This is a genomic window from Leisingera sp. CC-HEC093 (assembly GCF_059429195.1).
In genome coordinates this window covers 3,705,029-3,723,312 of sequence record NZ_JCAIJR010000001.1, presented here as the reverse complement: position 1 = coordinate 3,723,312, position 18,284 = coordinate 3,705,029, and the positions used below count along the sequence as shown (strand labels likewise).

Sequence of the window (18,284 nt, the reverse complement as noted above, 5' to 3'; positions counted from 1 at the left end):
TCTTATCTTCTAAGCTGGAAAGCACCGCCCCGGGCGGGGCGGTGCAGGAGGCAGGTGCCGGTCGGGTTTAGGCTGCCCAGCCCCACTTGTAGTGGTGATGCTCAAAGGCGACGTGCATGTCTGCGCCGACAACGCCGTCACGCATGTGGCGGTAGAGCGAGCGCCAGTAGGGCTGGATGGTCACGCCTTCTTCTTGGATCAGGGCTGCGGCCTTGGCTGCGACTTCGCGGCGCTTGTCCGCATCCGCAATCGCCAGGGCCTCTTCCAGCAGGGCGTCAAACTCAGGGTTCGACCAGCCAAACTCGTTCCAGGCTTCGCCCGACTTGTAGGCCAGCGCCCAGATCTGCACGCCCAGCGGACGGTGGTTCCAGTTGGTGGAAGAGAACGGGTATTTCACCCAGTCGTTCCAGAAGGTGGAGCCGGGCAGAACGGTCCGCTTGACCTTGAAGCCCGCGTCGCGCAGCTGCGCAGCCACGGCATCCGTGGTGTTCCGGCGCCAGTCATCGTCGATCGACAGGATCTCATGCTCGAAATCCATCATGCCGGCCTCTTCCATCAGCGCGCGGGCTGCTTCCGGGTCGAACTTCTGCGGCGGCAGCTCGGCGTATTCCGGGTGGATCGGGCCGAGATGGTGGTTCTCTGCAGGCTCACCGCGGCCGCCATAGCCCAGCTCCAGGCAGACAGAGTTGTCGACGGCCATTTGGATTGCTTTGCGGACGCGCTTGTCTGCATAGGGCTGCTTGCCGTCGATTTCCGCCAGCTGGTTGGGGCGGATCACGATTGAGGACATGGTGACAACTTCGGATTTCTTGTAGCCGAGGCCGTCCATCACGTCGATGAATTCGCCAACCGATTCATAGAGCATGTCGACTTCGTCAGATTCCAGCGCGGCCAGCCAGGACGACGGATCGGTGCCGAAATCGACGTATTCGATGCGTTCAAGCGCGGGCTTGCCATAGATGGCTTCACCCCACCAAGTGTGGTCGTCATTGCGCTGCAGCACCGCGCGCACGCCAACTTCCAGATCCGTCAGCAAGAACGGACCGGTGCCGACGTTCTGGGTGAAGTCGTTGGTCTGGAAGGAGGAATGCACGATCGCCGCCGGATAGTCAGACATGCCGGCAATCAGCGAAATGTCAGAGGTCGGCAGATTCAGCTTGATGGTGTGGCTGTCGACCACTTCGATTGCGCCTTCAATTGCCTTGCCGGTGTCATTGTCGACCAGAGTGGCGAAACGGCCGGCCATGGAGTTGCCTTCCAGCCCCTTGTCGCACCAGCCGGCGATGTTGCGGGCCACATCTTCGGCAGTGAAGTCGTCGCCGTTGTTCCACTTAACACCCGGGCGGACGTTCAGAGTGTAGACGGTTGCGTCCTCGTTGATCTCCCAGCTTTCCAGCAGCATGCCGGTGAAGGAGCCGTCGTTGTTGTATTCCACCAGGTATTCGTTGGTGCCGCGGGTTTTGTTGGCCATCTGTGACCAGTCAAAAGTGCGCGGATCCTTAAGCGGGCGGACTTCGGTCTGCACACGCAAGGTGCCGCCTTGCTGTTTCTCTTCGGCGGCCCTGGCGGGGGCGGCCAGGCCGATCATCCCGTATGCAGCAGCGGCGGTGACGCCGAGTGCGGTGGCGCGGGTCAGGAATTCCCGGCGGTCCAGCTTGCCGTCCAGCACTTCCTTGGCGTGCATCTTGGCGGCCCAATGGATCGGGGCTCCGTTGATTGTGTCTTTGGTCATTTAGGTCTCCCTGTCATACCGTTCTGTCTTATTGCGAAACGGGTATAGGCCCAGCCGCTGGCCAGGCGCTTATGGTTTGAGTTTTGGATTAAAGTTTCCCCATGCCCGCATTCCGGCAGAGATATGCCGCTTCGTCAATGCACAGTTTCGGCGTTTCCATGTAAAAATACGACATTTTTGACGTCGCTTTTCTGATTGGGGCCAGCATGCAGCGGCATACTGTTCAAAACTGCCCAGTAATACGGCCCGGATCCGCGCGCACACAGGCGGCCCCTGCCGGTGCAGCGGGAATCTGCTGGCGGATCAAACAATTGTGTTATTAGCCACAGGAGATCACTGCCGCGGGCTGGAATATTGGAACCTGGGGAAATTCAGTCACAGAATCGAAATGGTTGGCTTCCGCAGCCGCTGGTTGCGGAAATTGGTTCCGGTGCTGCTCTGGCGCATGCCCCAGCCAAGCCGAAACCTGCCTGCCAGAGGCCGGGGCTGAGTCCGCAGGCCCGTCAAGTTCAGTGATTGGAACACGGGGCCAAACCCGGGGAGCAACTGGCAGATATCAAGCCATGGCAACCTGATGCCAGCCCTTCATCCGGGCGCGGAACCAGCTGCGCTGGCGCTTGGCGAACCGCCGGGTGGCAATGGCGGCGCGCTCCTCGGCTTCCTCCAGCGTTAGCGTTCCGTCTGCATAGGCCATCAGTTCCGGCACGCCGATCGCCTTGCAGGAGGGCAGCGCCGGATCGTAGCGGCTGCGCATGGCCTCGATCTCCGCCATCGCGCCCTGCGCGAGCATCAGGCCAAAGCGCTTGCGGATGCGGGCTTCCAGCCAGTCCTTGTCCGAGTTCAAAACTATTGCGGTGCAGTCCTGCAGCGGCAGCGCCGGGGCGGGGGTGTTGTCCTGCCAGCTGGCCAGCGGCCGCCCGGTTGCTTTCAGCACCTCCCAGGCCCGTTGCACCCGGGCGCGGTTTTGCAGGTCGATGCGGCTGGCGGTCTCCGCATCCAATTCGGTCCGCAGCGTTTCAAGCGGCAAGGCATCGCCTTCGTCCCGGACTGCGGACGGGGTGGGGGGGATTTCGGCCATGCCCTCGGTCAGCGCAGTGAAGTAGAGGCCGGTGCCGCCCACGATGATCAGCCGTTCCTGGCCATCCAGCATCGGCACAACCTCGCGCAGCCAGTGACCGGCCGAATATTCCGTATCGAATGGCACATGCCCGTAAAGCGCATGCGGCGCCAGCGCCTCTTCCTCTGCCGGGGGGCGGGCAGTGATTACCCGCCAGCAGTCATAGACCTGGCTGGCATCGGCGTTGACGATGACACCGCCGTGGCGGGTGGCGATGTCCAGCGCCAGCGCTGATTTTCCCGAGGCGGTCGGGCCTGCGATCAGCACGGGTTTTCCGGGGGCAATATCAGGCAGGTTCATGCGGCTGTGGTCCGTTTATCAGTCGGGTTCCGCAAAACTGCGCGGAAACCGCGCTGCGCGGATTGAAACCGGCAGCGAATTGCTCCATTTTGCCGCGCAAACTAACCCTCACATCTTCTGGAGCGCAACATGCCTCAACCGCAAGAAAAGCCGGAGCTGGATCCGGCCGCCGCCTATAAACGCGTCATGCTGAAAATTTCAGGCGAGGCACTGATGGGCGACCAGGGGTTCGGCCTGCATCCGCCGACCGTGCAGCGCATCGCCCGCGAGGTGAAGACCGTGCATGAAATGGGGGTCGAAATCTGCATGGTGATCGGGGGCGGCAACATTTTCCGCGGGCTGTCCGGATCGGCCCAGGGGATGGAGCGCACCACTGCGGATTACATGGGTATGCTGGCCACCGTGATGAACGCGCTGGCAATGCAGTCGGCGCTGGAAGGCCTGGGCGTGTTCACCCGGGTGATCTCGGCGATCCGCATGGATGAAGTCGCGGAACCATATATTCGCCGCCGCGCTGTGCGCCACCTGGAGAAGAAGCGGGTCTGCATCTTTGCCGCAGGCACCGGCAACCCCTATTTCACCACCGACACCGCCGCGACCCTGCGTGCCAATGAAATGGCGTGCGAGGCGATCTTTATGGGTAAAAACGGCGTCGACGGCGTCTATGACAAGGATCCGGCACAGCACAGCGATGCGGTCCGCTATGACGAAATCAGCTATGACGATGTGTTCGCCAAGCGGCTGAAAGTCATGGATGCCTCCGCTATTGCCCTGGCACGCGACAACAACCTGCCGCTGATCGTGTTCCCGCTGGACGAGCCGGGCGGCTTCCGCGGTATCCTCGCGGGCGAGGGAACCTATACCAAGGTGCATGGCTAAACCGCTGCAGGGCCAGCTGAAACCGCGTGCCTTTGATGGCGCGCGGTTTTTGCGTATTCTGGCAGCAGCGCTTGTGCCGAGAGCGGTTCGAAACCGTGAAGTCTGCGCCAGGCAGGCTAATTCGTTCAGCAAGGGGAGGACGGCCAGCGGGAAACTTGCATCCCCGGTGGCGGCAAATCGTCCCCAACATCGCTATACATCAGCCTTCCAATGGCTTATGAGCCAATGGAAGACCGCCTCAGATAAGGGGAGAGAGCAGCATGTCTGATGATTTTGAACTGGATACCGACGACCTGAAACGCCGTATGGACGGCACGATGGCCAATCTGCGCACCGAATTCGCGTCGCTGCGCACCGGCCGGGCTTCGGCGTCGATGCTGGAGCCGGTGATGGTGGATGCATACGGCTCGCCGACGCCGATCAACCAGGTGGGCACCGTCAACGTGCCGGAGCCGCGCATGGTCACGATCAACGTCTGGGACAAGGGCCTTGTTGGCAAAGTCGAAAAAGCCATCCGCGAATCCGGCCTCGGTATCAACCCTCAGCTCAACGGCACCATCATCATGCTGCCGATCCCTGAGCTGAACGAGGAACGCCGCCGCGAGCTGGGCAAGGTGGCCGGCCAGTACGCCGAACATGCCCGCGTGTCGATCCGCAACGTCCGCCGCGACGGCATGGATCAGATCAAGAAGGCCAAGGCGGACGGCATGTCGGAAGACGATCAGAAGTTCTGGGAAGCCGAAGTGCAGGAGCTGACCGACAAGATGATCAAGCATGTGGACGAGGCGCTTGAGACCAAGCAAGCCGAGATCATGCAGGTCTGACGGGCCTTATGCCAGGAGCTTCTAATCCGCAAACCTGGGCCGCCGGAGATGCTCCGGCGGCCCGATCCGGTCCGCGCCATGTCGCCATTATCATGGATGGCAACGGCCGCTGGGCCCAAGCCCGGGGGCGGCCGCGGCTGTTCGGCCACCATGCCGGCGCGCGCCGGGTACGGGAAGTTGTCGAGTGCTGCCCGGATCTGGGCGTGAAATACCTTACCATTTTTGCCTTCTCGACCGAGAACTGGAAGCGCACGCAGACCGAGGTGACCGGTCTGATGAGCCTGTTCCGCCGCTACATTTCCAAAGAGATGAACGCCTTGGCGGAGAAAAACGTCCGTGTGCGCTTTATCGGCGACCGGGTGCGGCTGGACGCCAAGCTGACCGGGCTGATGGACAGGCTGGAGCAGAAAACCGAAGGCAATGACGGCACGCAGCTGACGATCGCGCTGAACTACGGCGGCCGCGACGAGGTGGCGCGCGCCACCAAGCGGCTGGCGCGGGATGTGGCTGCGGGGCGGCTGGATCCTGAACACGTCGACCAGGAAACCCTTCCGCGCTACCTGGACACCCATGTGCTGCCGGACCCGGATCTGGTGATCCGCACCAGCGGCGAGGCGCGGATCTCGAACTTTCTGCTGTGGCAATCGGCCTATGCGGAGTACGAGTTCATCGACACCCTGTGGCCGGATTTCACGGCTGAGGAGCTGGCGCGGCTGTGCAGCAGCTACAGCCGCCGCGACCGCCGGTTCGGGGCTGTGAAGACATGAGCGCTGCCAAGGACCGCTGGGCAGACCTGCTGCCGCGCGCCGTCTCCGCCGTGGTGATGGTGGCGGCCGGCGGATATGCCATCTGGGCTGGCGGGCTCGTCTTCAATGCGATGATCGCCTTGTGCTGCGGCGGCATGATCTGGGAACTGGTGCGGATGCTGGCGCCTGCGCGCAGCGGCACGGCACTGCAGCTCGGCGCCATTTCTGCTGTTGCAGTTCTGCTGGCGTCGTTTTTGCCGGTTCTTTGGGTTCTGCCGGTTCTGGCAGCACCCGTTGCGGCCGGGTTCAGCCAGATCAGCGAACGGCGGCAGTATTTCACCGGCTTTGCCCTGTGGGTTCTGCTGGCGGGCTTCGGCTTTATTTGGCTGCGCGGCCAGCCGCAAATGGGTGCTGCCTGGATGCTGTGGCTGATCAGTATTGTGGTTGCGACCGACATCACCGGATACTTCGCGGGCAAGGCCATCGGCGGGCCCAAGTTCTGGCCCCGCGTCAGCCCGAAGAAAACCTGGAGCGGCACCGCCTCGGGCTGGCTGGCCGCCGCCGTTGTGGGCGCGGTTTTTGCCGCCCGGATGGAGCTGGGCTTTGGCATCGTGGTGCTGTCAGTGCTGTTGTCGATGGCCAGCCAGGCCGGCGATGTGGCGGAGAGCGCGCTGAAGCGCATGACCGGGGTTAAGGATTCCAGTGCGCTGATCCCCGGTCACGGCGGGCTGTTTGACCGCTTCGACGGGATGCTGGGCGCTGCGGCCATGTTCCTGGCCATAACCGCTTTCTGGGGATAACCAGACAGGAAAAAACATGCGGAAAATCTCAATCTTCGGCGCCACCGGGTCGATTGGGCAGAACACCATCGACCTGATCCACCGCGCGCCCGAAGCCTATCATGTGGTGGCGCTGACCGGCGGTGCCAACATTGCGCGGCTGGCTGAGGATGCTATTGCATTGCGGGCCGAGGTGGCCGTGACTGCCTATGAGGACCGCCTGCCGGCGCTGCGGGCCGCGCTGGACGGCTCCGGCGTGGAGGCAGCGGGAGGGCAGGCGGCGCTGGTTGAAGCGGCGGCCCGCCCGGCGGACTGGATCATGTCGGCGATTGTCGGTGCCGCCGGACTGGCTCCGGGGCTGGAAGCACTGAAGCATGGCACCACTCTGGCGCTTGCTAACAAGGAATCTCTGGTCTGCGCAGGCAAGCTGCTGCTGGAAACCGCGGAGAAACACGGCGCCCGGCTGCTGCCGGTCGACAGCGAGCATTCGGCAGTGTTTCAGGGACTGGTTGGGGAAGAAATCGACGCGGTCGAACGGGTTGTCATCACCGCGTCGGGCGGTGCGTTCCGCGATTGGCCGCTGGAAGACCTGCCTGGGGCGACCCTTTCCCAGGCATCCTCGCATCCCAATTGGGACATGGGGCAGCGGATCACCATCGACAGCGCGTCCATGTTTAACAAGGCGCTGGAGGTTATTGAAACCCGGGAATACTTTGGTGTCCGGCCGGATCAGATAGAGGTGCTGGTACACCCGGAATCGCTGGTCCACGCGCTGGTCGGGTTCAATGACGGCGCGCTGATGGCGCATCTGGGCGCGGCCGACATGCGCCATGCCATCGGCTATGCGCTGCATTGGCCAGCCCGTCAGAACCTGCCGGTGGAGCGGCTGGATCTTGCCCGCATCGGCCAACTGAATTTCCGCGCCCCGGATCCAGCCCGGTACCCGGCGCTGCGCCAGGCCTATGAGGTGATGGAGCGGGGCGGCCTGATGGGGGCGGCGTTCAACGCGGCCAAGGAGCAGGCGCTGGATGAGTTTATTGCCGGCCGTATCCGCTTTACCGACATGGCTGCGGTGACGGCGGCGGTGCTGGAACGCCTTGAGACCAAGGCCGACCTCATTGATGCCGCAATCACACTTGATAACGTGACCCGGGTTGACCATGTCGCAAGGCAAGAGGCAGCCAGGGCTGCAGAAAAACACATAGGATAGATTTTTGGACTTACTAGCTTTTGTCCCGCAGTTCGGCGGTTTTCTTTATACCGTCGCCAGCTTTGTCGTCGCCCTGTCGGTGATCGTGGCGGTGCACGAATACGGCCATTACATTGTTGGCCGCTGGTCGGGGATTCATGCAGAAGTCTTTTCGCTGGGTTTCGGGCCGGTGCTGTGGAGCCGGATGGACAAACGCGGCACCCGTTGGCAAGTCGCCGCGCTGCCTTTTGGTGGCTATGTCAAGTTCCTTGGGGATGCGGACGCGGCCTCTGGCAAGGACGCCGGGACGATGGAGGCCGCGGCTGCTGATCCGGAAGCCCTGCGCCGAACCATGCATGGCGCGCCCCTGTGGGCGCGGGCGGTGACGGTTGCGGCGGGGCCTGTGTTCAATTTTGCGATGTCAGCGATCATCTTCACCGCAGTTGCTTGGTCCCAAGGCAGCATGCGCGAGCCCCTGACCATTGGTGCGCTGGCGCCGCTGCCTGCAATCGAGAATGGGTTGCAGCAAGGAGACGAACTGGTCTCTGCCGGCGGCGTGGCGGTTCCCAACTATCTGGACGGCGACGCTTGGGAGGTTTTCCGCAACGCCATTCCGCAGCAGCAGCCGCTGGAGTATGTGGTACGCCGCGGCGGAACTGAAACCACCGTCAGCGGCCCTTATCTGTATCCGCCCTACGTGCGCGGGGTGGTGCCGCGCAGCGCTGCCTCGGATGCCGGCTTGCAGCAGGAGGACGTGATTGTCGCTGTGGACGGTGCGCCGCTGGTCTCTTTTGACCAATTGAAGGAACTGGTTGAAGCCGCGGATGGCAAGGTGCTGGTCCTGGACGTCTGGCGCGGCGGTGAAACGGTCGAAATGGCGCTGGCGCCGCGCCGCACCGACGAGGCGCAGCCAGATGGCGGTTTTGCCACCCGCTGGCGGATCGGCATCGTGGGCGGTCTTGCCTTTACCCCGGCCACCGAGCCGGCGGGATTTGGCGAGTCTCTGGCAGCCGGCTCCTACCAGGTCTGGGCGGTGATCGAAACGTCGCTGTCGGGGCTGAAGCACATGATCACAGGGGCGATCAGCACCTGCAACCTGTCCGGGCCGATCGGCATTGCCGAAACCTCGGGGGCGATGGCCAGCCAGGGGGCCGAAAGCTTCATCCGCTTCATTGCGGTCCTGTCAACCGCGGTGGGCCTGCTGAACCTGTTCCCGGTGCCTGCGCTGGATGGCGGCCATCTGATGTTCTACGCCTATGAAGCGGTCGCAGGCCGCCCGCCAAGCGACCGCGCGGTGCGGGTGCTGATGTCGCTGGGCATTGCCATCGTTCTGTCGCTGATGGTGTTTGCGCTCGGCAACGACTTGTTCTGCTGAACGGGTGCTCCTTTGCATTGACCTAGGGCGGCCACAGTGCCGCCCAAGTGCCGCCATATTTCCCCGTTAACTTTTTCTCAATCCGCTGGCAGCGCAAGACCGCGCCCGGGCCGGCGGACAGGAGAAAACCGGGGGAAGACCGATGCAAGCACTCTCGCAATCTTACCGTGGCCTTGGCCTTTTGGTGCGTTTGAACTGGGACCGGGCGCTAACCGGTTTTGCCATTCTTTGCGCGCTGACCGCGGGCACCTGGCTCGCCACTCTGTGATTCCCGCAGCCGGCGCGCAAACCCGCCGCGCCGGTTGCCTCCAAAATGCGCTTTAGTTGGTTTTGACAAGCGCCTTTAAACCCGGTACGCACGTCGCAAAGCTGCTATAATAATCGGGTTGTGAAAAAAATGGTTTGGGGGAATTTCGCAGGCAAGTCCTGTGGTGAGCGTAAGTCGGGCATCAATATCTTGTACCGGAAAGTTTCTGCTATTTCTCTGGCAGTTGCGTTGGGCTACGCTTTTGCGCCGCTTCCGGCAGAGGCGCAAAGCTACCGCTTCAATTCGGTTCAGGTCGAGGGCAATCAGCGGATTCAGACATCCACGGTTGTGGCCTATACCGGCATCGAGCGGGGCCAGACTGTCAGCGCGGGCGAGCTGAACGATGCCTATCAGCGCATTCTTGACAGTGGCGTATTTGAAACAGTGGAAATCGTGCCGCGCGGCAGCACGCTGGTGATCAAGGTCACCGAATTCCCGACCATCAATCAGATCAGCTTTGAAGGCAACCGGCGGCTCAAGGACGATGCGCTGGAACAGATCATCGAATCTGCGCCGCGCCGGGTGTTCAACCCCTCTCTTGCAGAGCGCGACGCGGCCTCGATTGCAGAAGCCTACAGCGTTCAGGGCCGCCTGGCGTCCCGCGTGACCCCGCGTATCATCCGCCGCGATAACAACCGCGTCGATCTGGTGTTCGAAATTTCCGAGGGCGACACCATCGAGGTGGAGCGCGTTTCCTTCACTGGCAACCGGGTCTATTCCGACCGCCGCCTGCGCCGGGTGCTGGAGACCAAGCAGGCGGGCCTGTTACGCGGCTTCATCCGTTCCGACACCCTGATCGAGGACCGGCTGGAATTCGACAAGCAAGTGCTGCGGGATTTCTACCTGTCGCGCGGCTATGTCGATTTCCGCGTGAACAGCAGCAATGCCGAAGTTACCGAAGAGCGCGATGCCGTGTTCCTGGTGGTCGACGTGACCGAGGGGCAGCAGTTCAAGTTCGGCAACATCACTGTCACCAGCGAGATGCCGGAGGCGGATGCAGATGAATTCGCCACCACGCTGAAGATCAAGCCGGGCGTCACGTATTCGCCGACCTTGGTCGAAAATGCCATTGACCGGATGGAAGGCCTGGCAGTCCGCAACGAGATCGACTTCCTGCGGGTTGAGCCGCGGGTTACCCGCAACGACCGCGATCTGACCCTGGATATCGAATTTGTGCTGCGCCGCGGCCCGAGGGTGTTTGTTGAGCGGATCGACATCGAGGGCAACACCACCACGCTTGACCGGGTGGTTCGTCAGCAGTTCACCTCTGTCGAGGGTGATCCGTTCAATCCGCGTTCGATCCGCAACAGCGCCGAGCGCATCCGCGCCCTGGGTTTCTTTGCCAATGCTGATGTGGAAACCCGCGAAGGCAGTTCCGCAGATCAGGTGATCGTCGATGTGGACGTTGAAGAGCAGCCGACGGGCTCCCTGAACCTGGGCGGTGCCTACTCGGTCACCGACGGTTTCGGGGTCAGCGTGGGGCTCACCGAAAACAACTTCCTGGGCCGCGGCCAGCGTCTGTCCTTCAACATCGCGACGGCGACGGAATCCGACTCCTACGTCCTGGGGTTCACCGAACCCTACCTGCTTGGCCGGAGATTGCGCTTCGATCTGGATCTGGGCCTGAATGAGACGGACTCCAGTTTCTCGGAGTACCGAACCAAACGTGTCTTCTTCCGTCCCGCCCTGACCTTTAGAACCGGCGAGGATACGTCGTTGCAGGTGCGCTACACCTGGGACGCGGACGAAATGCTGTTCGACGACGATGACGACGACATGGACCTGGCAGGCCCGGTGGTGCGAAGCGAAATCCGGCAGGGAGAACGCACCGCCAGTGCACTCGGGTTTACCTACCGCTATGACAGCCGTCTGACCGGCCTGGATCCGACTGCGGGTTTCCTGGTGGAAATCGGCGCCGACTACGCCGGCATTGGCGGCGACTCCGAATACATCAAGACCACCACGAAGCTTGTTGCCCAGAAACAGATCTGGAACGAGGAAGTAACAATCCGCGCAACCCTGGAGGCGGGGGCCTTTCAATGGGAAGGCAGCGGCAGCAGCCGGTCGATTGACCGCTTTGTTCTGACCCCGTCAGTCATGCGCGGCTTTGAGCCCGGCGGCATCGGCCCCCGTGACCAGAGTCCTGGCGACCCGAGCGGCGGCAACTATGACGACTTCCTGGGCGGCAACTACTATGCTGTCGCGCGCTTCGATGCCGAGTTCCCGCTCGGCCTGCCAGAGGAGCTGGGCATGCGCGGCGGCCTGTTCTACGACGTGGGCGGCCTGTGGGGCTTGCAGGATGTGAACACGTCGGGTGCAACCGTTGTCGGCAGCGACAGGTCGTTCCGCCATGTGGTCGGCGTCTCTTTGCTTTGGACCACTGGCTTTGGCCCGCTGCGGTTCAACTTCTCCAAGGCGCTCCAGAAAGAGGACTTCGACGAGGAACAGAGCTTCGATCTGACCCTGCAGGCAAGGTTCTGATCTGGTGCGGCAGCAGGCGCCCGGTTTCTGGGCCGCATGCGGCCTGGTTCTGGCACTGTCCCTCTCAGGGGCAGTGCCTGTCCGTGCGCAAGAGACCATCGCAAACGGCAGTTCTGATTACCAGCTGGGGCTGCCGCAAAGCGGCATCCTGACCATTCAGCCCGACAGGCTGTTCTCCGAAAGCGCCTTTGGCAAGCGCGTGGAGCGCGAAATCGAAGCCGAAGGTGCGGTTCTGACCGCGGAAAACCGGCGGATCGAGGCGCAATTGCGTACGGAGGAATTGGGGCTGACCGAGCGGCGCAGCGAGATTGAACCGGAGGCTTTCCGCGCCTTGGCGGATGCCTTTGATCAGAAGGTGCAGGAAACCCGCCGCCGCCAGGACCAGAAACTGCGTGAAATCACCCAGATGGGCGAAGAGGCCCGGCGCGAGTTCATCGCCGCTTCGCTGCCTGTTCTGCAGCAGATCATGCGGGAAACCGGGGCTGGAGCGATTCTCGACCATTCTTCGGTCTTTCTGAGCGCAGATTCCGCCGATATCACCGCTTTGGCAATTGCCCGGATCGATGCGGTTCTGGGCGACGGCGCAGAGGATGACGACGGCGAGCGCTGAGTGCGCGAACTTGCCCAATGCCCGCCCGCTTGCTAGGGACGGGCCAGTATCTTTGATGTAAATGGAAAACCAAGCATGACCACCGAGCTGCAAAGCGCTGACATTCACCTGATCCAGCGGATCCTGCCGCACCGCTACCCGTTCCTTCTGGTCGACAAGGTGGTCGATATCGACAGCTATAAATCGGCACGCGGCATCAAGAATGTCACCATGAACGAGCCGCACTTCCAGGGTCATTTCCCGGGCACCCCGATTATGCCGGGTGTCACCATTGTCGAGGCGATGGCGCAGACTGCAGGTGTCATGCTGGGGGTCGGCATGGATATGGTCGACACCAACCTGCTGATCTATTTCATGAACATCGACAAGTGCAAATTCCGCCGCAAGGTGGTGCCGGGCGATGTGCTGGAAATGCATGTAGAGACCCTGCGCGGCAAACCCGGCGGTAAGATTTTCAAATTCTCCGGCCGCGCCACGGTTGATGGCGAAGTGGCGGCAGAGGCCGAGTTTTCGGCCATGGTTGACGTGCAGAAGGACGATTGAGAATGAGCCGGATTCACCCCAGTGCTGTGATCGAAGAAGGCGCCAAGCTAGGAAAGGACTGCGAGATCGGCCCGTTCTGCGTGGTTGGCCCTGACGTCGTGCTGGGGGACCGGGTTGTTCTGAAGTCCCATGTCGTTGTGACTGGTGTCACCGAAGTCGGCGAGGAAACCGTGGTCTTCCCTTTTGCCGTGCTGGGTGAGATCCCTCAGGATCTGAAGTTCAAGGGCGAGAAGTGCAAGACCGTGATCGGCAAGCGCAACCGCATCCGCGAGCATGTGACGGTGAACGCCGGCACAGAGGGCGGCGGCGGTGTGACGCGTATCGGCGATGACGGCCTGTTCATGGCCGGCTGCCATATCGCCCATGACGCCCAGGTCGGCGACCGGGTGATTGTGGTGAATTCGGCCGCGGTGGCGGGCCACTGCGTGTTGGAAGACGATGTGATTATCGGCGGGTTGTCGGGCATCCACCAGTGGGTGCGGATCGGCCAGGGCGCGATCATTGGCGCTGTCACCATGGTGACCAACGACGTGATTCCCTATGGCTTGGTGCAGGCGCAGCGCGGTGAGCTGGACGGGCTCAACCTGGTTGGGCTAAAGCGCCGCGGCGTCGCCCGCAGCGATATCACAGCCCTGCGCGCGGCATTTCAGATGCTGGCCCAGGGCGAAGGCACCTTTCAGGAGCGCGCCAAGCGGCTGGGCGAGGAAACAGACAGCCAGTATGTGCAGGAGATCGTCGCCTTTATCACCGGTGAAAGCGACCGTTCCTTCCTGACGCCGGGAGGCTGAACAGATGCTGGCAGTGATTGCAGGCACCGGCATGCTGCCGGCTGAGGTGGCGTCCCGAGCCGCGGGCCGCCCTCTGGTGTGCGCGATGGCAGGTTCGGAACCTGATGCGGTGGACCCGGAAATCACCTTCCGCTTTGAGCAGCTGGGCAGCTTTCTGGAGCGGCTGAAGGCAGCGGAAGTGACCGAAATCTGCCTGGCAGGTGCGGTGCGCCGTCCGCATATCGATCCCGCTGCCATAGATGCGGCGACCATGCCGCTGGTACCGGTGCTGCAAGGCGCTTTGGCGGCGGGCGACGACGGTGCCTTGCGGGCGATTATCGCGATTTTCGAACAGGCAGGTTTTGCCGTCCGTGCCGCCCATGAGGTGGCCCCTGATCTGTTGATGGCCTCAGGCGTGCCGACCAAGGTGCAGCCGGGAGAGCTGGACAAAGCAGACGCGGAACGCGGCGCGGAAATTGTTGCGGCGATGTCCGCTGCCGACATCGGCCAGTCCTGTGCGGTGCGCAAGCGGCAGGCGATCGCGGTGGAGAACCTGTTTGGCACCGACTGGATGCTGGCCTCGCTGTTGCGGCGCCCGGACGGGCAGGGCGGCCTTCTGTTCAAGGCGCCGAAACCGGCTCAGGACCGCCGCGCCGACCTCCCCGCAATCGGGGTGGAGACGGTTGAGGCTGCCGCCAAGGCCGGGCTTTCGGGCATAGTTCTGGAGGCTGGCGGCGTCATCGTGCTGGATCAGGAGGCAGTGATTGCGGCCTGTGACCGGCTCGGCCTGTTCCTGTGGCTGCGTGAGGCATGAGCCTGCGGGTGTTCATCCTGGCCGGCGAGCCTTCGGGCGACCGGCTGGGCGGGGCGCTGATGGCGGGGCTGAAACAGATTGAACCTGGCGTCAGCTTTGACGGCATCGGCGGCGCGTTGATGGCGGAGCAGGGGCTGGTGTCCCGCTTTCCGATGGATGAGCTGTCGGTGATGGGGCTGGCCGAGGTGCTGCCCAAATACCGCCACCTGAAGCGGCGCATCCGTGAAACGGCGGATGCGGTGCTGGCGGCCAAGCCGGATGTGCTGATCACTATCGACAGCCCCGATTTTTCCCTGCGCGTGGCGCGGCTGGTCAAGGCGCAAAGCAATATCCGCACAGTGCACTACGTGGCGCCTTCGGTCTGGGCCTGGCGCCCCAAACGGGCGGAGAAGATGGCAGAAGTCATCGACCACGTGCTGGCGCTCTTGCCGTTTGAGCCGCCCTATATGGAAGCCGCCGGGATGGACTGCGATTTCGTCGGCCACCCGGTGGTGGCGGAGCCGCAGGCCACGGAAGCGGAGATCGCCGCTTTTCGCCGCGAATTCGAATTGGGTGATGCGCCATTTGTTCTGGCGCTGCCGGGATCGCGCCGCTCTGAGGTGTCGCGGCTGGCACCGGATTTCGGCGGCGCGCTGCGCCGTTACATTGCCAGGCACCCGGGCTACCGGATCGTCGTGCCTGCTGCCGCCCCGGTGGCGGGCCTGGTGCAGGACGCCTTGCAGGGCTGGCCCGAGGGGACGGTGCTGGTTGATCCGAACAATTTTGACGCCGCCACGGCCAAGGCGCACAAACGCGCCGCCTTTGCCGCGGCCGACCTGGCGCTTGCGGCCTCCGGCACAGTCTCGCTGGAGCTGGCGGCGGCAGTCACCCCGATGGTGATTGCCTACAAGTTTCAGTGGCTCACCTGGCAGATCATGAAGCGCATGGCGCTGATCGACACGGTGACGCTGGTCAACCTGGTCAGTGATACCCGCGTTGTGCCGGAATGCCTGGGGCCGGACTGCACGCCCGATAAGATTGCTGCCCGCCTGGAGGCGCTGGCCGCTGATCCGGGGGCTCAGCTGGCAGCGATGGAGCTGACGATGCAGCGCCTGGGTCAGGGCGGCGAAGCGCCCGGCCTTAGAGCGGCGCGGGCTGTTCTCGAACGGTGTCCCGGGAGATAAGCCGGAAGCGCGGCGGATGCAAAGCCTCCGCCGCGCCCCCGTTGCAGAACGCTGGCGGCTGGCAAAGGTGCAAACGCCGGAAACTTGCATGCTGAGAAGCGCCTAAGGGCAGGTCTGCCCTCAGGCGCAATTTCGATTTTGCTTTGAAAATACCGCGTCAAGGGCACGCCGCGCGTGCCGCGCGCAGGCTGCGCCTCCCTTGACCCGGCGGACAGGGTATCAGTAGCCGCGCCAGATCCAGCCGCCGCCGAAGATGCGGCTGCCCTCATTTGCGTAAAACACACAGGCCTGGCCGGGGGAGACGCCTTCCTCGGGGGTCAGCAGTTCCACCTCAGCAGTTGTGTCCGTCAGCGGCCTGATGATCGCCTCCCGCGGCGGACGGGTGGAGCGGACCTTGACCTTTACGTGCCATTCCTCGCGAGAGGTGAAGGGTTCATCCCCTAGCCAGTTGATCTCGCGCACTGGGATGGTGCGGGTCGCCAGCAGCTCCTTGGGGCCGACAACCACCTGTTTCTTGTCCACGTCCAGTTTCACCACATAAAGCGGCTCGCTGAGACCGCCGATCCCCAGGCCGCGGCGCTGGCCGATGGTGTAGTGGATGACGCCCTCGTGGCTGCCCAGCACCCGCCCGTCAGAATGCACGATCTCGCCCGGCTCAGCCGCGCCGGGGCGCAGTTTCTCGATAACGCTGGCGTAGTTGCCGTCGGGCACAAAGCAGATGTCCTGGCTGTCCGGCTTATCTGCCACCGCCAGGCCGTATTTCGCCGCCATCTCACGGGTTGCATCCTTTGAGGGCAGGTGGCCCAGCGGGAAGCGCAGGTAGTCGAGCTGCTCGGGCGTGGTGGAGAACAGGAAGTAGCTTTGGTCGCGGTTGGCGTCCTCCGCCGAGTGCAGTTCCGGCCCGTCCGGCCCCATCTTGCGCTGGATGTAATGGCCGGTTGCCATGCAGTCGGCCTCCAGATCCTTGGCGGTTTCCAGAAGGTCCTTGAACTTTACCCGCTCGTTGCAGCGGATGCAGGGCACCGGGGTTGCGCCCGCCAGATAGCTGTCGGCGAACTCGTCAATCACTGCATCCTTAAAAATGTTCTCATAATCCAGAACGTAATGCGGAAAGCCGCGCTCCTCCGCGACGCGGCGCGCGTCGTGGATATCAATGCCCGCGCAGCAGGCGCCTTTTTTCGCCAGCGCCGCGCCGTGATCGTAAAGCTGCAGTGTCACTCCGACCACGTCATAGCCCTGATCGGCCAGATATGCAGCAACGACTGAGCTGTCGACGCCGCCGGACATGGCCACCACCACCCGGGTTTCCGAGGGCGGTTTGGCAAAGCCGAGCGAGTTCAATTCCAGATCTTGGTCCAGCGCCATGGGGCAGCTCCTAAAGGCAAGGGGGGCAGGCGCCGCAGAATATATGAAAATCCTACAGACTCTCAAGGGGCGTGGTTCACGCGGCATTAAGCCTGAATCGGATTTTCTGGTGTCAGACCCTTACGAACAAGATCTTCAGAGGGAAGACATATGTTTTTGAAGAAAGTCGCCGGGCCGCGGGCAGTCACCCTGCCGGATGGCACCATCATGACACGGGCGGATTTGCCGCCGGAAACCACCAAGCGCTGGGTCGCGTCGCGCAAGGCTGCGGTTGTGCGCGGCGTGCTGTACGGGCTGCTGCCGCAGAAGGAGGCGATGCGCCGCTACGGCCTGAGCGAGGAAGAGTTCCGCAGCTGGGTTGCAGCGGTAGCCGACCACGGTGAAGAGGCCCTGAAAACCACACGGCTGAAGAAATTCCGGGACCGGGACGCAAAATAGGCTGTGCCGCCCTTGAGTTGCATTTGTAAATTAACCATCATGGTAACGAGGCATTAACTTTTTTCCACCAAGGTTAACGCGACCTGAGGGAAACAGTGTACAGGCGGAGAAAATAATATGCGCATTCTGCTGGTTGAGGATGATCCCACCACGGCCAAAAGCATCGAGCTGATGCTGACCCATGCCAACCTGAACGTTTACACGACGGATCTGGGGGAAGAGGGGATCGATCTGGCCAAACTCTATGACTATGACCTGATCCTGCTGGATCTGGGGCTGCCGGATATGAACGGCCATGAGGTGCTGCGCCAGCTGCGCATGTCCCGCATCGAAACCCCCATTCTGATCCTGTCCGGTGCAGATGATACCGACAACAAGATCAAGGGGTTCGGCTTTGGTGCGGACGATTATCTGACCAAACCTTTCCACCGCGAGGAATTGGTGGCGCGGATCCATGCGATTATCCGCCGCTCCAAGGGCCATTCGCAGTCGATCATCCGGACCGGCAAGATTGCGGTCAATCTGGATGCCAAGACGGTGGAGGCCGACGGCAAGTCGGTGCATCTGACCGGCAAGGAATACCAAATGCTGGAGCTTTTGTCGCTGCGCAAGGGCACCACATTGACCAAAGAGATGTTCCTGAACCATCTTTATGGCGGCATGGATGAGCCAGAATTGAAGATTATCGATGTTTTCATCTGCAAGTTGCGAAAGAAACTCAGCAATGCGACGGGTGGTGAAAACTATATCGAAACCGTCTGGGGCCGCGGTTATGTGCTGCGCGACCCGCAAGAGGACCATATGACAGGCGGTCAGCGGATGGCTGTCGGCGCCTGAAAGGATGAAAACCCGGGC

General features: G+C 62.4%; 18 protein-coding genes. 15 read left to right on the top strand and 3 right to left on the bottom strand.

Going from position 1 to position 18,284, the window contains the following annotated elements; all coding sequences use genetic code 11:
• Positions 1-67 precede the first annotated feature (67 nt).
• Together AC5STB_RS18290 and miaA are read right to left on the bottom strand one after the other, a co-directional pair.
• The gene (locus tag AC5STB_RS18290; RefSeq protein ID WP_495444212.1) at positions 68-1,732 is read right to left on the bottom strand and encodes an ABC transporter substrate-binding protein; all 1,665 of its coding nucleotides are present in this window, start codon (positions 1,730-1,732) and stop codon (positions 68-70) included.
• A gap of 556 nt (positions 1,733-2,288) precedes the next feature.
• Positions 2,289-3,149: a tRNA (adenosine(37)-N6)-dimethylallyltransferase MiaA gene (gene miaA, locus AC5STB_RS18285; protein ID WP_495444211.1), complete on the bottom strand. Its 861-nt coding sequence runs from the start codon at positions 3,147-3,149 to the stop codon at positions 2,289-2,291.
• Between the two features lie 129 nt (positions 3,150-3,278).
• Here miaA and pyrH point away from each other — a divergent pair, with 129 nt between their 5' ends.
• The 13 genes from pyrH to lpxB all read left to right on the top strand — a co-directional run bounded on the left by pyrH (position 3,279) and on the right by lpxB (position 15,626).
• A complete protein-coding gene (gene pyrH, locus AC5STB_RS18280) occupies positions 3,279-4,028 on the top strand; it encodes a UMP kinase (RefSeq protein WP_495444210.1) in 750 nt (249 codons plus the stop codon).
• 260 nt (positions 4,029-4,288) lie between these two features.
• Positions 4,289-4,852, top strand: a complete 564-nt coding sequence (gene frr / locus AC5STB_RS18275) for a ribosome recycling factor (RefSeq protein ID WP_495444209.1) — start codon at positions 4,289-4,291, stop codon at positions 4,850-4,852.
• Between the two features lie 8 nt (positions 4,853-4,860).
• On the top strand, positions 4,861-5,619 hold the full coding sequence (gene uppS, locus AC5STB_RS18270) for an undecaprenyl pyrophosphate synthase (protein WP_495444208.1): 759 nt from the start codon (positions 4,861-4,863) through the stop codon (positions 5,617-5,619).
• Complete coding sequence (locus tag AC5STB_RS18265; protein ID WP_495444207.1) at positions 5,616-6,398, top strand: phosphatidate cytidylyltransferase; 783 nt, start codon at positions 5,616-5,618, stop codon at positions 6,396-6,398. The genes uppS and AC5STB_RS18265 overlap by 4 nt, the downstream gene beginning before the upstream one ends.
• A 16-nt stretch (positions 6,399-6,414) precedes the next feature.
• Entirely contained in the window at positions 6,415-7,587 is a 1,173-nt protein-coding gene (dxr, locus tag AC5STB_RS18260; protein ID WP_495444206.1) for a 1-deoxy-D-xylulose-5-phosphate reductoisomerase, read from the top strand.
• A gap of 4 nt (positions 7,588-7,591) precedes the next feature.
• Entirely contained in the window at positions 7,592-8,941 is a 1,350-nt protein-coding gene (rseP, locus tag AC5STB_RS18255; RefSeq protein WP_495444205.1) for an RIP metalloprotease RseP, read from the top strand.
• Positions 8,942-9,083: 142 nt separating this feature from the next.
• A complete protein-coding gene (locus tag AC5STB_RS18250) occupies positions 9,084-9,209 on the top strand; it encodes a hypothetical protein (RefSeq protein ID WP_495444204.1) in 126 nt (41 codons plus the stop codon).
• 129 nt (positions 9,210-9,338) lie between these two features.
• A complete protein-coding gene (gene bamA / locus AC5STB_RS18245; protein WP_495444203.1) occupies positions 9,339-11,729 on the top strand; it encodes an outer membrane protein assembly factor BamA in 2,391 nt (796 codons plus the stop codon).
• A gap of 49 nt (positions 11,730-11,778) precedes the next feature.
• A complete protein-coding gene (locus tag AC5STB_RS18240) occupies positions 11,779-12,339 on the top strand; it encodes an OmpH/Skp family outer membrane protein (protein ID WP_495444624.1) in 561 nt (186 codons plus the stop codon).
• A 75-nt stretch (positions 12,340-12,414) separates the two neighbouring features.
• Positions 12,415-12,882 carry a 3-hydroxyacyl-ACP dehydratase FabZ gene (gene fabZ / locus AC5STB_RS18235; protein WP_495444202.1) on the top strand — a complete coding sequence of 156 codons (468 nt, stop codon included), beginning with the start codon at positions 12,415-12,417 and terminating at the stop codon, positions 12,880-12,882.
• Between the two features lie 2 nt (positions 12,883-12,884).
• Positions 12,885-13,670, top strand: coding sequence for an acyl-ACP--UDP-N-acetylglucosamine O-acyltransferase (lpxA, locus tag AC5STB_RS18230; RefSeq protein ID WP_495444201.1), 786 nt, complete (start codon positions 12,885-12,887; stop codon positions 13,668-13,670).
• A 4-nt stretch (positions 13,671-13,674) separates the two neighbouring features.
• Positions 13,675-14,463 (top strand): LpxI family protein, encoded by a 789-nt coding sequence (locus AC5STB_RS18225; RefSeq protein ID WP_495444200.1) that lies wholly within the window; start codon positions 13,675-13,677, stop codon positions 14,461-14,463.
• Complete coding sequence (gene lpxB / locus AC5STB_RS18220; protein ID WP_495444199.1) at positions 14,460-15,626, top strand: lipid-A-disaccharide synthase; 1,167 nt, start codon at positions 14,460-14,462, stop codon at positions 15,624-15,626. Before AC5STB_RS18225 ends, lpxB begins: the two co-directional genes overlap by 4 nt.
• Before the next feature lie 219 nt (positions 15,627-15,845).
• Here the strand turns inward: lpxB and mnmA are convergent, their stop codons facing one another.
• Entirely contained in the window at positions 15,846-16,991 is a 1,146-nt protein-coding gene (gene mnmA, locus AC5STB_RS18215) for a tRNA 2-thiouridine(34) synthase MnmA (protein ID WP_495444198.1), read from the bottom strand.
• Positions 16,992-17,141: 150 nt separating this feature from the next.
• On the opposite strand from mnmA, the gene sciP reads away from it, so the two are divergent.
• The gene (gene sciP, locus AC5STB_RS18210) at positions 17,142-17,429 is read left to right on the top strand and encodes a CtrA inhibitor SciP (RefSeq protein ID WP_495444197.1); all 288 of its coding nucleotides are present in this window, start codon (positions 17,142-17,144) and stop codon (positions 17,427-17,429) included.
• A 117-nt stretch (positions 17,430-17,546) separates the two neighbouring features.
• A complete protein-coding gene (gene ctrA / locus AC5STB_RS18205) occupies positions 17,547-18,266 on the top strand; it encodes a response regulator transcription factor CtrA (protein ID WP_495444196.1) in 720 nt (239 codons plus the stop codon).
• Positions 18,267-18,284 lie beyond the last annotated feature (18 nt).

Excerpts from the sequence above, each read along its gene's own strand:
- AC5STB_RS18290 (WP_495444212.1), bottom strand. The coding sequence starts at position 1,732 with ATGACCAAAGACACAATCAACGGAGCCCCGATCCATTGGGCCGCCAAG.
- miaA (WP_495444211.1), bottom strand. The coding sequence starts at position 3,149 with ATGAACCTGCCTGATATTGCCCCCGGAAAACCCGTGCTGATCGCAGGC.
- pyrH (WP_495444210.1), top strand. The coding sequence starts at position 3,279 with ATGCCTCAACCGCAAGAAAAGCCGGAGCTGGATCCGGCCGCCGCCTAT.
- frr (WP_495444209.1), top strand. The coding sequence starts at position 4,289 with ATGTCTGATGATTTTGAACTGGATACCGACGACCTGAAACGCCGTATG.
- uppS (WP_495444208.1), top strand. The coding sequence starts at position 4,861 with ATGCCAGGAGCTTCTAATCCGCAAACCTGGGCCGCCGGAGATGCTCCG.
- AC5STB_RS18265 (WP_495444207.1), top strand. The coding sequence starts at position 5,616 with ATGAGCGCTGCCAAGGACCGCTGGGCAGACCTGCTGCCGCGCGCCGTC.
- dxr (WP_495444206.1), top strand. The coding sequence starts at position 6,415 with ATGCGGAAAATCTCAATCTTCGGCGCCACCGGGTCGATTGGGCAGAAC.
- AC5STB_RS18250 (WP_495444204.1), top strand. The coding sequence starts at position 9,084 with ATGCAAGCACTCTCGCAATCTTACCGTGGCCTTGGCCTTTTGGTGCGT.
- bamA (WP_495444203.1), top strand. The coding sequence starts at position 9,339 with ATGGTTTGGGGGAATTTCGCAGGCAAGTCCTGTGGTGAGCGTAAGTCG.
- fabZ (WP_495444202.1), top strand. The coding sequence starts at position 12,415 with ATGACCACCGAGCTGCAAAGCGCTGACATTCACCTGATCCAGCGGATC.
- lpxA (WP_495444201.1), top strand. The coding sequence starts at position 12,885 with ATGAGCCGGATTCACCCCAGTGCTGTGATCGAAGAAGGCGCCAAGCTA.
- AC5STB_RS18225 (WP_495444200.1), top strand. The coding sequence starts at position 13,675 with ATGCTGGCAGTGATTGCAGGCACCGGCATGCTGCCGGCTGAGGTGGCG.
- lpxB (WP_495444199.1), top strand. The coding sequence starts at position 14,460 with ATGAGCCTGCGGGTGTTCATCCTGGCCGGCGAGCCTTCGGGCGACCGG.
- mnmA (WP_495444198.1), bottom strand. The coding sequence starts at position 16,991 with ATGGCGCTGGACCAAGATCTGGAATTGAACTCGCTCGGCTTTGCCAAA.
- sciP (WP_495444197.1), top strand. The coding sequence starts at position 17,142 with ATGTTTTTGAAGAAAGTCGCCGGGCCGCGGGCAGTCACCCTGCCGGAT.
- ctrA (WP_495444196.1), top strand. The coding sequence starts at position 17,547 with ATGCGCATTCTGCTGGTTGAGGATGATCCCACCACGGCCAAAAGCATC.